This window comes from Prevotella koreensis, from assembly GCF_003977605.1.
Classification (GTDB): Bacteria; Bacteroidota; Bacteroidia; order Bacteroidales; family Bacteroidaceae; genus Prevotella; species Prevotella koreensis.
The window spans coordinates 2,362,145-2,375,519 of sequence record NZ_RYYU01000001.1 but is presented as its reverse complement, the minus strand read 5'-3'; the positions used below and the strand labels follow the sequence as shown (position 1 = coordinate 2,375,519).

The window sequence follows — 13,375 nt, the reverse complement described above, 5'->3', positions numbered from 1 at the left end:
TCAGTTGCCGAGTTCTAATTGGTTCTTTACTAAGGCGAAGTATTTGCCACGTTTGGCGGTCAGTTCCTCGTGTGTGCCCACCTCTGCGATTTTACCATCGTCAAGCACCACTATCTGGTCAGCATCGCGAACAGTGGAAAGGCGATGCGCCACCACTATAACGGTTTTTCCTTTGTAGAAATCCGAGAGGTTTTCGGTGATGGCTCGCTCATTGTTGGCGTCAAGGGCGTTGGTGGCTTCGTCCAAGAAGACGAACATAGGATTCTTATAGACTACCCTCGCTATCAAAATGCGTTGCCGTTGTCCCTGACTGATGCCCTGTCCGTCCTGTCCTATCATCGTGTTGTAAGCCAAAGGTAGGGCTTCTATGTAGTCGGCGATGTTTGCCACACGGGCAGCATGGCGGATGCGATCGATGTCGGGCTCATCGTCAGATATGGCGATGTTTCTCGCTATGGTATCAGAGAAGAGGTAACCCTCCTGCATCACCGCACCGCATTGGCTCCGCCACCAACCGAGATTGTATTCATTCAGGTGGGCATTGCCTATCCGGATGCTTCCATTCAGTGGCTCATAAAATCCCAAAATGAGTTTTACGAGCGTGGCCTTTCCGCTTCCGCTTGCCCCCACGATTGCCGTTACTTTGCCGTTTGGAATGGAGAGACTGATGTCGGAGAGAATATCTTTCGGACTGTATATGTCGTATTTAAAGGATAGGTCTTTTATCGTGAGGGAATGTCTTTCGACTGTTTCGTCAGTATAGGCGAAACGTGTCCGTTCGACATTCTCCTCGTTGGTCTCGGTATGGATCTCGTTCATGCGGTCAAGGCTGATGCTTACGTCCTGCCATGAGTAGATGAATTGGATGAGTTGTTCCACGGGACTGTTGAGCTGCCCGATGATGTACTGCACCGCCAGCATCATACCGAGTGTCATGTTTCCGTGTATCACGGCTGTGGCGGCAAGAACGGTAATGAGGATGTTCTTCACCTCGTTGATGGTAATGCTTCCTGCCTGTTGCACTTGTTGCAAATTGAGGGATTGCAGGTTGACCTTGAAGAGGTCGGCTTGCACATCCTCCCATTCCCAGCGTTTGCGTTGTTCGCACCCCTGCAGTTTGATTTCCTGCATGCCACCAATGAGCTGGTAGGTTACATTACGGTTGCGTCCAGCCTGCTCGAAATATTTGTAGTCGAGCTGTCTGCGCTTTTTGAGGAAGAGGATTATCCAGCCTGCGTAAAACGATGTTCCCAAGAGGAAGACAAGGAAGATGCCGAGATTATAGACAGCAAGGACGACACCGAAGACAAGGAAAGTAAAGAACGAGAACAGCAAACTCAGACTGCTCGATGTGAGAAACTGCTCCACACGTCGATGGTCTTCAATACGCTGCAAGAGGTCGCCCATCAGTTTGGTGTCGAAGAACTTCATCGGCAGTTTCATCAGTTTGATGAAAAAGTCCGAGATGAGCGAGATATTGATACGGGTGGAGATGTGCAGGAGTATCTTTGACCGGATGAAGTCAATGGCGGTACGGCTGAAAAGAAGCATCATCTCTGCCAGCAGCACCAACCACACAAAACCGATGTCCTTGCCTCCAATACCCGTATCTACGATGGCTTGGGTAAGGAATGGGAAGACGAGTTGCAGGAGCGAGCCGAGCAACAGACCGAGAATGAGCTGCGTAAAGAAACGCTTGTATTTCTTGAGATAGCTCCATAGGAATTTCACTCGGCTTTGAGTCGGTACTGTTTCCGTATCGTTTTGAGCGTAGAACTGTTCCGTTGGCTCGAGAAGAAGGGCTATGCCTTTCTCCTCACCGTTGGTCTTGGTGCTTATCCAATGCTCGCAGAACTCCTCCTTGGTATAGGTGACAAGTCCCTTGCCGGGATCTGCGACATAGATGATATACTTTCCTTTACTGTGCTTTTTTATTTTATAGACAACAACAAAGTGATTCTGATTCCAATGGACGATGCAAGGTAGTGGAACTTCATGGGCAAGAGTATCAAAACTCAAATGTCCCCCAACAGTCTTGAAACCTATTGTTTCGGCTGCTTTACTGATTCCAAATAAAGAAACACCTTCTTTGGTCAAAGCACAGTTATGACGTATTAGTTCTATATCTGGATTTCTTCCAAAGTGTACAAGCAATATAGCTAAACATGTTGGACCACAATCCATTGCATCTTTTTGACGAATAAAGTACATAATCAACTACAAAATAATATTTCTAAAAACGCCGTATCTCGCTACTGTTTCCTTGAGAAGCCTTGTTCTTAACAGATACTGTATTGAATGTATATTTGAATGTCAGTCCTATGTATCTATTGGAGGTATCCCATAGTTGGTTTATGTGGATATTATCCACGGCAGTGCGCATTCTGTTTCGTCTTTGAATATATTGACCAATATTAAGGCTAAGATACATCTTTCTGTCAAAGAAGAACTTATTTATCGACCCCGATATGCCCCCTGTTCCCAACGACTCTTCTATTCCGTTGAGCGTTCTTGAATAGCCCGTATAGCAATTCAGGGTGTACCCATTGCCCAAATCAAATCTGTTGGTAATATCGATAAAGTAGGAAGGTTTATTGAAATAATCCCTCTTTGGCTCATAGCCAAAACCAAAGGAGCCATACGACAGTTCACCAAAAAGGTCGATGGTCCAAAAACGATAAGGCTTAATCTGATAGATTGCAGCCATGCCATATTCCCAATGGGTGGGTGTGTTTTCAAATGTTTTTTTAATGACTTGTGAGTCATCGTCAAAACTATAATATACAGAAACACCATTCCGTATATGCTTTGCCTTTAACTGCACAACTAAATCCTTATAGGAAATGTTGAGATAGAAATTATTGTTTTGTGTGGACTTCAGTTGTGCGTTTCCTGTGCTATACAAAAATGGATAGACCATTGAGGATATTCCGGAAAGCACAAAATACTGCGGGCGAGAGGTGAATGTTTGCCAATTGAAACTTGCGCCTAAGCCATTTGAAAATTTATAACTGATTCCTATTTTCGGATTGTAGTAAAACTTCTTGGTATCCGAATCGCTCTGATTTGGAAAGTGTCTTTTTTCCCATTCAATGCGTATGCCTGTGGAAACAGACAGATTCTTGTAACTCCAATTATATGAGAAGAACGGACTTAACAGATTCTGCACGGTCAGACTGTTGCTGTTGTTCACATTCCCTTCGAGAACATCGGAAATGTCTTTTCTCCTCGTGTAAGTCCATTGAATGCCATATAACATGTCCCCTCCCCAAGGTCCTTTACTTCCCAATTCCAATTTGGAGTCGTAAAGAAAGGATTTGTTCTCGCTGTCCATGTTGAAATAATTGTCATTGTCAAGGAAAAGTGACTGATGCCCTTTATTCAATGAATGATAGAGATAGTTCTGGAAGTTTATGTTTATTCCTGCTATTTTCCCAATATAATAAAAAGTTCCGTTTACTCCATGATTTTCCGATTTGTTTTTTGAGGAATGAGAACCTATCTCTACATTGTCCTTTCTGTATGTATTGTCATAGTAAGACGTCTGTCTTGGACTCATGGAGGCACTCATATAAAATCCCAAAGATTGCATATCGTTAATATCGTAGTTTAAGCCTGTGTCAAACGAGTATCTCAAATTATTCTGTCTGGATTTTCCCGTAACATTGTAAGATAACTCCCCCTCCGGTCTGGACACTGTATATTCTATATCTGTCTCGGGATCAAACTTGGGGCTTGCCACTCTTAGGAGAGTAATCAAGGATAGTCTTTTCTTGGAGTAATTTGTGCGTAAAGTATAGTATTGGGATAGTCTTTGACGTTGATAAATCTCAGATTCAAAGGTTATTCCAAGATGATCTTTATACCATCGTTTTACCGTCAGTTCAATGACAGCTTTCGTTTCTATGGGATAGGTCACTCCCGAGTCTGTGATGATTTTGACAGACTCTATTTGCGAAGCATCTATATTCTGTATTTCGGAAGGATCTCTCACTTCTCTTCGGTTGATGAATATAATGGCTTGTCCACGTCCTCGAACGGAAAACGAGCCATTATCACCAGACAACAAAGGGAGTCTTTTAAGGACATCATTTGCAGAAGAGAGTTTTGCAAGAGAAGTACCTGCCACGGCTGCCAAATAATTGCCTTTGTCGAATTTTAAAGGAGAGCGACGCGCAGATACTGTAACTTCATCAAGAGTCATTTGGGTTTCTTCAAGATGTATCTCCCCTATATCGTGATACTGTGCTATCGGCACTTGAACGGATTTGGTTACATATCCCATGAAACTGCAATACAGCACTAACGAATCTTTGGGGCTTTCCTGTTTCCGTTGCCATTCTATTTCAAAGCCTCCGTTCTCGTCACAGACTGTCCCAACAAGCAAAATCCCGTCAGGGGAATGTAATGTTATCGTTGTGCCAGATAGAGGTTCGTTTGTCTTGGAGTCCACAATGCGCCCCTTATATTGTACAATAGAAGTACCGTTTGTCTGTGAAAAACAAATTTCATTGCACAAAGATAAAAGTAAGCATATGAAAATAAACTTACTGTTGTTAAGGTAGTTAAATAAATTATTCATATTAGAAACGAAATTATTTTTTCCATTGATTTGACGAGGTGGATAATTGGCATTTACTTGGACGACCATATAGAGTATCGTCTTCTGTATATGCCCGACAATCAAAACATGAGTATTTATATTGACATATAGAACAGATGTTTATTTTGTCCTTAGTTATATACCAATATTTTGTGAAAGAATTCTCTTTTATGACTTTACATAAATCAACTGAGTCAACATGACCAAAATGATGTCTCATAGATGGGCAATTTTTTACAAATCCGTCTGAGTCAACAGATATTTTTTTATACAAACAAGAATTTACAAAAATATTTTTTAAAATATAATCGCTTCTTGGTATTAAAGCTGTTTTGCCAAAACTGATATTACCACAATCTGTGGGTGCTAAAGATTGCTTTGTGCTTTTATATATAGTTTTTCGCAAATCTATGATATCTGGATTAATAAATGAAATAGAACTTTTATCGCATCGAAAAACAAGAATGTTAAACAATTTACATTCATTTTCGATGATTGTGACTATTTGTGAATACATTTCCATTGGAAGATATGTATCAACACGTACAATTGAATTTGAAGTTCGTATGCAAGATATAGCTTTCTTAAAAAAGTCCATGTTTATTTCCCAAAAACGTAATAGAATTTTACTGCATCGAAATGAGGTTAATTTTTTAATAAATCCTTGAATATCAAATGATGATGTTTCTTTGATATCAATAATTGCAGAGTCTATTATAGAAGTTGAAATATTAAGACTCTCTTTGAAGCCCTTTATAAATTGTTCTTGCGATCCAAATTGCTCTACATTATTTACTAAACGAGCAAGTTTGTTTGAAAGAAGAAATTGTACATATGAAAAAAGAATTCTTTTTTCATATGTAGAAAAGGAATTTAAGATTTCTCCTATCGTTTTATTTCCCAAAATAGTTATGAATTCAATAACAGAATTTGGCACTTTAAATAATCTTTTTTCCGACAAGTCATAGAGAATAGACTGGTTTCTCCCTTTTGAAATAATGACATCATGGAAAATCAAAAGGTACATATTCTTAATATCCTCAAAATCCTTTGAAGAATAACTTTGAAGAGTTTGTTTATCCTCAATGCTTGAAGCATTTTCAGAAACCTCAGGTACAGCAAATTCTAACTTCTCAAAATCAATAATTGAATCAATATGAATCCCATCATTAAATGGATAAAGAAATTTTGTGGGAATATTCCTCTTTGCAAATATAAGCAATATGTCTTATATTTGCAAGAAAACCACTCATTATTTTTTTTAGATATGTTTTTCCTCGTCGAAGTTAATAGTCTTTCCTAAAAAATATTATATTTGCAGCAATAAATCAAGTGTTCTTTGAGACATTGCAGAATAAAGAGAGGGAAAGAAACTCGCTCGTTTCCAACTTGTAACCCATTTATCCTTTATTCATTCTTAGTTTGCTGATTATCTGAAAGATACAGAAATATTGAATCTTTTGCGGGCAAAATGGGCAAAATTGGTCTGCAAAATCGCCGATTTTGGAAAGTAAAATCGCCCAAATTGCAAAGCAAAATGGGCGATTTTACATATTCTGGCTTATATGAGCACGGAGTATCCGCGCCGAAAGCATTTACAGATTGTTCTTCTCGATATCTTTGAAGTATTTGTAAGTGCTCACTTTCAGTTCATCGGTAGCGGCTTCGTCACAGACAATTATACCTCTACGATGGTTTTGCAGCGCACTGATTGTCCACACATGTGTCACCGGCCCTTCCACTGCTGCCTGCAGGGCGCGTGCCTTGTGGTGACCATTCACGAGTATCATCACCTCTCGGGCATCCATTACCGTCTCAACACCTACGGTGAGGGCACGGGTGGGCACTTTGCTGACATCATTTCCGAAGAAACGTGAGTTGGCAATGATAGTGTCTTCGGCAAGTGTCTTGATGCGGGTGCGCGACGATAGCGACGAGAATGGCTCGTTGAAAGCGATGTGACCATCGGGGCCTATGCCACCGATGAAGAGGTGTATTCCTCCGGCCGCCCGTATCTTGTCCTCATAGGCTGCGCACTCTTCTTCGAGGTTGGCAGCGTTGCCGTTGAGTATATTGATGTTTTCTTTCGGGCAGTCGATATGGTCGAAAAGGTTACGCGCCATAAACGAGTGGTAACTCTCCGGATGACTTTCCGGCAGTCCCACATATTCGTCCATATTGAACGTTACGACATGCTTGAACGAAACACGTCCTTCGCGATATGCTTTCACCAGTTCGGCATACATCCCTTCGGGCGATGAACCTGTGGGAAGACCGAGAACGAAAGGGTTATCCGCCGTTGGGTTGTAGGCATTTATTCTCTCAACAACATGGTTTGCAGCCCATTCAGACATCCGTTTGTAGTCTGACTCAATAATCAATCTCATAATAACACATTTAAAAAAACCGCTGCAAAAATAATACTTTTGTAAAAAACCGACAAGAAACGCTCCGATTTTTTTATAAAATAGTAGGCATTTTTTGGTGCTTCGCAGAATTATTCGTAATTTTGTCGCGATAATAAGCGTATCTAAAAACATTGTATTAGCAAAATTAATTGATGAAAGAATTTGTAATATCCGAGGTCAAAGCCGAGACTGCGATACTTGTAGGCATCATCACAAGAGAGCAGGACGAAGCAAAGACAAAGGAATATCTTGACGAACTGGAGTTTCTCGTCGATACCGCAGGAGCGGTATGTGTGAAACGGTTCACACAGAAAGTGAGTGCTCCGAGTCAGACATCATACGTTGGAAAGGGAAAACTCGAAGAGATAAAACAATTTATACAGGACGAAGAAGACAACGAGCGTGAGATAGGTATGGTGGTATTCGATGATGAGTTGTCGGCCAAGCAGATACGCAACATAGAAAAGGAATTGAAGGTAAAGATACTCGACCGCACCTCGCTTATCCTCGACATTTTTGCCATGAGGGCACAGACGGCAAATGCCAAGACACAGGTGGAGTTGGCGCAATATCGCTATATGTTGCCACGACTGCAAAGACTGTGGACTCACCTTGAGCGTCAGGGTGGTGGCTCAGGCTCCGGAGGAGGTAAGGGAAGCGTGGGACTGCGCGGCCCGGGAGAGACACAGTTGGAGATGGACCGCCGTATCATTCTGCAGCGCATCACGCTGCTGAAACAGCGTCTCGTGGAGATTGACAAGCAGAAAACCACACAGCGGAAAAGCCGTGGACGACTGATTCGCGTTGCTCTCGTGGGATATACCAATGTGGGTAAATCGACAATGATGAACCTTCTTTCAAAAAGCGAGGTGTTCGCCGAGAACAAACTATTTGCCACACTCGACACTACGGTGCGCAAGGTGGTGGTAGAGAACCTGCCGTTCCTGCTCGCCGACACCGTTGGGTTTATCCGAAAACTGCCCACCGACCTTGTAGATTCGTTCAAATCGACACTCGACGAGGTGCGCGAGTCTGACATGCTGGTGCATGTCGTGGATATTTCACACCCCGACTTTGAGGAGCAGATAGAGGTGGTAAACAATACCTTGAAAGACCTTGGGGCTGCCGACAAACCGCAGATGATTGTGTTCAACAAAATAGATGCATACACATGGGTGGAGAAAGAGGCTGACGACCTGACACCGCCGACGCGCGAGAACATCACACTCGAACAACTGCAGAAGACATGGATGGCGAAGATGAACGACGACTGCATATTCATCTCGGCAAAAGAGAGGACAAACGTCGATTTGCTTCGTGATACGTTGTACGAAAAAGTGCGCCAACTGCACGTGGAGAAATATCCGTACAACGACTTCCTTTATGAGCAGTATGACGAAGGAGAGTAATGGCGAAGGTTTTCAACCGTGTGGAGATATGGCAAATATAACAAGATAACTGATATTTGATGAATATAGATACGAACAATTACAGGAAACTTACAGAGAATGAAATAGAAATCCTTGAGAGCAACAACTGTTGGGCAGAGGACTGGTCGGCTATTGATGTGGCAGAGGATTTCGTACCTAAATATGTGAAGAACGCGGTGTTTTATGGCACAGTGAAAATCGGAGTGTTCGAGAATAATATTGAGGTGAGCCGCGGCTTCTTCAAACATTCGGGCATCTATCGCGCCACACTGCGCAATGTTTCGGTGGGCGACAACTGTCTGATAGAGAACATCAGCAACTTCATAAACAACTACACCATTGGCGAGGGGTGCTACATCTCTAACGTATGCACAATGGAAACGACCGATGGGGCAACCTTCGGACAGGGCAATCTCGTGTCGGTGCTCAACGAGGTGGGCGACGGCAACGTAGTGCTTTTTGGCAATCTTAATTCGCAGTTTGCCGCTTTCATGGTGAAACATTTCAAAGACAAGGACGTGAAAGGAGCTATACGCCGACTCGTTGACGAAGACATCAGGCTGCACACACCCGACCGTGGCACGATTGGCAACGGCGTGAAGATTGTGAACACGAAAGAAATAACGAACACCATAATAAGCGATGCGGCCGAGATTGACGGTGTGGCACGACTCAGCGACTGCTCTATAATGAGTTCGCCGAACAACAGCGTGTATATCGGCACCGGAGTAATCTGTGAGAACTCGATAATAAGCGATGGTTCGAGCATAATCAACAGCGTCAAGATGCAGAACTGTTTCGTTGGCGAGGCGTGCCAGATAAGCAACGGCTTCACCGCCTCGGCGAGTGTATTCTTCGCCAATTCGTACATGGCAAACGGTGAGGCATGCGCCGCGTTCTGCGGTCCGTTCTCGGCAAGTCACCACAAAAGTTCGCTGCTTATCGGCGGCCAGTTCTCATTCTACAATGCCGGTTCGGCCACCAACTTCTCGAACCATGCCTACAAGATGGGACCGATGCACTATGGAATACTGGAACGAGGAACGAAGACAGCGAGCGGTTGTTACCTGCTGATGCCGGCAAACATCGGTACATTCTCGGTGTGCTTCGGCAAACTGATGCACCACCCCGACACGCGCGACCTGCCTTTCTCCTACCTCATTTCATACAACGACGACATGTATCTCGTGCCGGGACGCAACATTACGACCGTAGGTCTGTATCGCGACATACGCAAATGGCCCAAGCGCGACATGCGTCCGCAAGAGTGCCAGAAGAGCATCGTGAACTTCGATTGGCTCTCGCCATTCTCTGTCGGGGAAATTCTCCGTGGAAAGAAGATTCTCGAAGACCTGCGCGAAGCATCGGGAAAGAACGTTTCCGAGTATATCTATCATGAATATCTCATAAAGGGCTCGTCGCTCGAAAAGGGTATAAAATATTATGACATAGCACTGCGCATATATATGGGAGCCGTGATGAAGCGTGTACTCAAGCGCGGAACATTCGGTGTACCATCGACAAGCATAGGACTGGGCAAGTGGAACGACCTTGCGGGACTGCTGCTGCCGGAGAGCGAAGAACAACGACTGATAGACGACATCAAGAATGGTGAACTGTCTGACATCAACCAAGTGATAAACCGATTCAACGAAATAAACGACCATTATCGCGAATATCAGTGGGCATGGACATACCGTCTGATACTCGACTACTACCGACTCGACCATATAACAGAGTCGGACATCGAGCGCATACGTCAGGACTATATCAAGGCAAGGCGCACATGGATTGCCGAAATACGCAAGGACGCAAGTCACGAATATGAAATGGGCGACGTGGAAGAGTCAGTTTATGAGAACTTCATCAATAGTCTTGACCACGAGACTGACTTCGAAAATTGAGAAATATAAATATAAACCTAATTATTAAAATTATGAGAAAAACATTAACATTGTTGCTTCTGTTGTTGTGCATCACAGCCGGAGCGAAGGACTACAACTACCGAACGGTGGACGGAGACCTGCTGAAGACACGTATCTACACACTGGATAACGGTCTGCAAATCTATCTCTCGGTAAACAAAGAGAAACCGAGAATACACACATACATCGCCGTGCGTACCGGTTCGAAGAACGACCCGGCCGAGACAACGGGACTTGCACACTATCTTGAGCATCTCATGTTCAAGGGTACAAAGCAGTATGGTACATCAAATCCGGAAAAAGAAGCTCCCTATCTCGACCGAATAGAGCAACTGTACGAGGAATACCGCAACATCACCGACCCGCAACTGCGCCGCCAAAAGTATCATGAGATTGACTCGGTGTCACAGATTGCAGCAAAATATTTTATCCCGAACGAATACGATAAGTTGATGGCAACAATCGGAGCACAGGCAACAAACGCCTATACTTCGTTAGATGTGACATGCTACACAGAAGATATTCCTTCGAACGAGGTTGAGAACTGGGCAAAGATTCAGAGCGACCGCTTCCTCAATATGGTAATACGCGGTTTCCACACCGAACTCGAAGCCGTTTATGAGGAGTACAACATCGGTCTGGCACAGGACACTCGCAAGATGTTCGACGCACTCTCGGCGAAACTGTTCCCCGGTCACCCTTATGGCACACAGACAACGATAGGAACACAGGCTCACCTGAAAAATCCGTCGATAACAAACATCAAACGTTACTTCGACAAGTGGTATCGCCCGAACAACGTGGCCATCTGTATGGCCGGCGACTTCAACCCGGATGAAGTTGTGGCAATAATCGACAAATACTTCGGTAAATGGGAGCCGGGCAAAGACGTTGAGCAGCCTAAGTTCAAGGCAATGACTGAGTTCACTCAGCCTTCCGATACCACCGTACTGGGCAAGGAAGCAGCAAACGTATGGCTCGGTTGGAGATTTGGCAGAGGTGCTACGTTGCAGAGCGACACACTGGGAGTCATTAGTAATCTGCTATACAATGGCACCGCAGGTCTTATCGACCTCAACCTCAATCAGAGCATGAAAGTTCTCGGAGCATGGGCCGGCGATGAGTCAATGATGGACGGTTCGGTATTCATAATGGCCGGAACACCTAACGAGGGACAGAAACTGACAGAGGTTCGCGACCTCCTTCTCGGAGAGGTTGAGAAACTAAAGCGTGGCGAGTTCAGCGAAGAACTGCTGAAGGCGGTTATCAATAACATGAAACTCGGTTTCTATACGCAAATAGAATCTAACAGGAATCGTGCCGACATGTACGTGGATGCGTTCATCATCGGCAAACCTTGGGAACAGGTAGTGGGACGTATGGATCGCGTGTCAAAAATAACAAAGCAAGAAATTGTTGATTTCTGCAACCGTTATTTCAAGCAGAACTACACAGTAATTTATAAGGAAGAAGGTGAAGACCCGAACATCACACCGGTTGACAAACCTGCAATAACTGAAATTCCTACCAACCGTGACATGTCAAGCAAGTTCGTAAATGACATCAAGTCATCAAAAGTGACACCGATACAGCCACGCTTCGTTGACTTCAATCGTGACATCACAACCGTCAAGACAAAGAAAAACCTGCCATTGGTATATGTTCAGAACACTGAGAACGGACGTTTCCAAATGAGTTACACCTTCAATATCGGTGACGAGACAGACCCACGTTACTCTTATGCAGCACAGTATCTGCAACTCATCGGAACCGACAAGATGACCGCAGAGGATGTCAAAAAGAAATTCTATAACCTCGCTTGCGACTTCAACACAGGCGTAAGTTACGACGAGATGTCAATCAATCTTAACGGACTCGACGAGAACATGCCTAAGGCAGTGGCACTGCTCGAAGACCTGATAATGAACGCACGCGCCGACAAAGACGTGTGGAACATGTTCGTTGAACAGGAAGCAAAGCAGAGAGCGGACAACAAGAAGAACCAACAGGCTAACGACCGTGCACTCCTGAACTACTGTATGTACGGCGAGTATAACCCCACGCGCAACGACATCAGCATCGACGAACTGCGCAACACCGACCCACAGGCTATGCTCGACATGCTAAAGCAACTGATGAAATACGAGCACACATTATTATATTATGGTCCGTCAAGTAAGGAATCGCTGATAAAGGTTATCGACAAGAACCACAAAATCGGCAAGAAACTCATGACCGTGCCGGAAGGAAAACGCTACAAGTATCAGGCAACACCTCAGAACGAGGTATATATTGCGCCATATCAGGCTCAGAACATTTATATGACCATGTACCACAACGAGAACCGTCCTTGGAACGAGAACGAAGTGGCAGTGTCATCACTGTTTGACGAATACTTCGGCGGAAGCATGAACTCGATAGTATTCCAGGAAATGCGCGAAGCACGCGGACTGGCATATAGTGCCGGCGCAAGTTATAGAACGCCGTTCCGTAAGGGCGACCCTGAAAGTTTCATCACATACATCATCACTCAAAACGACAAGATGATGGATTGCATCAAGCAGTTCAACGTTATCCTCGACACCATTCCGCAGAGCGAAACTGCGTTCTACATCGCAAAAGATGCACTGAAAAAGAAACTCGAAAGCCGCCGTGTAACGAAATTCAATCTGATATACAAATATCTCTCTAACAAGAGGTTGGGCATCGATTACGACATCAGCGAGCGCGTATATAACGGTCTTGACAAACTCAAAATGCAAGACATTGTTGACTACGAGAAGAAACTTATGGCTAACAAGCCCTACCGTTACATCATTCTCGGTGATGAGAATGCTCTCAACATGGATGCTCTCAACAAGATAGCACCGGTGAAACGCATCTCAACCGAAACGATATTCGGTTACTAATAGCGAATAGTAAAATAACAAAGACAGTTTTTCGAGAAGCGAGGAGGGAAGAAAAAGACGAGAGAATGGTGACCGACAAGCAGCGATGGCACGGCCTACG

General features: G+C 44.2%; 7 protein-coding genes. 3 read left to right on the top strand and 4 right to left on the bottom strand.

Annotated features, from left to right (window positions below; translation table 11 throughout):
• From EHV08_RS10125 to nagB, 4 genes are all read right to left on the bottom strand, one after another.
• Entirely contained in the window at positions 1-2,184 is a 2,184-nt protein-coding gene (locus tag EHV08_RS10125; protein WP_394366042.1) for a peptidase domain-containing ABC transporter, read from the bottom strand.
• 49 nt (positions 2,185-2,233) lie between these two features.
• Positions 2,234-4,453, bottom strand: coding sequence for an outer membrane beta-barrel protein (locus EHV08_RS10120; protein WP_238988066.1), 2,220 nt, complete (start codon positions 4,451-4,453; stop codon positions 2,234-2,236).
• A gap of 142 nt (positions 4,454-4,595) precedes the next feature.
• The gene (gwsS, locus tag EHV08_RS10115; RefSeq protein ID WP_238988065.1) at positions 4,596-5,825 is read right to left on the bottom strand and encodes a grasp-with-spasm system SPASM domain peptide maturase; all 1,230 of its coding nucleotides are present in this window, start codon (positions 5,823-5,825) and stop codon (positions 4,596-4,598) included.
• Positions 5,826-6,198: 373 nt separating this feature from the next.
• Positions 6,199-6,990, bottom strand: coding sequence for a glucosamine-6-phosphate deaminase (gene nagB / locus EHV08_RS10110; protein WP_126679156.1), 792 nt, complete (start codon positions 6,988-6,990; stop codon positions 6,199-6,201).
• 173 nt (positions 6,991-7,163) lie between these two features.
• Between nagB and hflX the strand changes: the two genes are divergently transcribed.
• The 3 genes from hflX to EHV08_RS10095 are packed head-to-tail and all read left to right on the top strand — an operon-like array spanning position 7,164 to position 13,275.
• Positions 7,164-8,420, top strand: a complete 1,257-nt coding sequence (hflX, locus tag EHV08_RS10105; RefSeq protein WP_126679155.1) for a GTPase HflX — start codon at positions 7,164-7,166, stop codon at positions 8,418-8,420.
• A gap of 59 nt (positions 8,421-8,479) precedes the next feature.
• Complete coding sequence (locus tag EHV08_RS10100) at positions 8,480-10,345, top strand: DUF4954 family protein (RefSeq protein WP_126679154.1); 1,866 nt, start codon at positions 8,480-8,482, stop codon at positions 10,343-10,345.
• A 32-nt stretch (positions 10,346-10,377) separates the two neighbouring features.
• The gene (locus tag EHV08_RS10095) at positions 10,378-13,275 is read left to right on the top strand and encodes a M16 family metallopeptidase (RefSeq protein WP_126679153.1); all 2,898 of its coding nucleotides are present in this window, start codon (positions 10,378-10,380) and stop codon (positions 13,273-13,275) included.
• Positions 13,276-13,375: the final 100 nt, after the last annotated feature.

Bases quoted from the DNA above. Each gene is read 5' to 3' on its own strand.
- EHV08_RS10125 (WP_394366042.1), bottom strand. From the start codon at position 2,184: ATGGATTGTGGTCCAACATGTTTAGCTATATTGCTTGTACACTTTGGA.
- nagB (WP_126679156.1), bottom strand. From the start codon at position 6,990: ATGAGATTGATTATTGAGTCAGACTACAAACGGATGTCTGAATGGGCT.
- EHV08_RS10100 (WP_126679154.1), top strand. From the start codon at position 8,480: ATGAATATAGATACGAACAATTACAGGAAACTTACAGAGAATGAAATA.
- EHV08_RS10095 (WP_126679153.1), top strand. From the start codon at position 10,378: ATGAGAAAAACATTAACATTGTTGCTTCTGTTGTTGTGCATCACAGCC.
- hflX (WP_126679155.1), top strand. From the start codon at position 7,164: ATGAAAGAATTTGTAATATCCGAGGTCAAAGCCGAGACTGCGATACTT.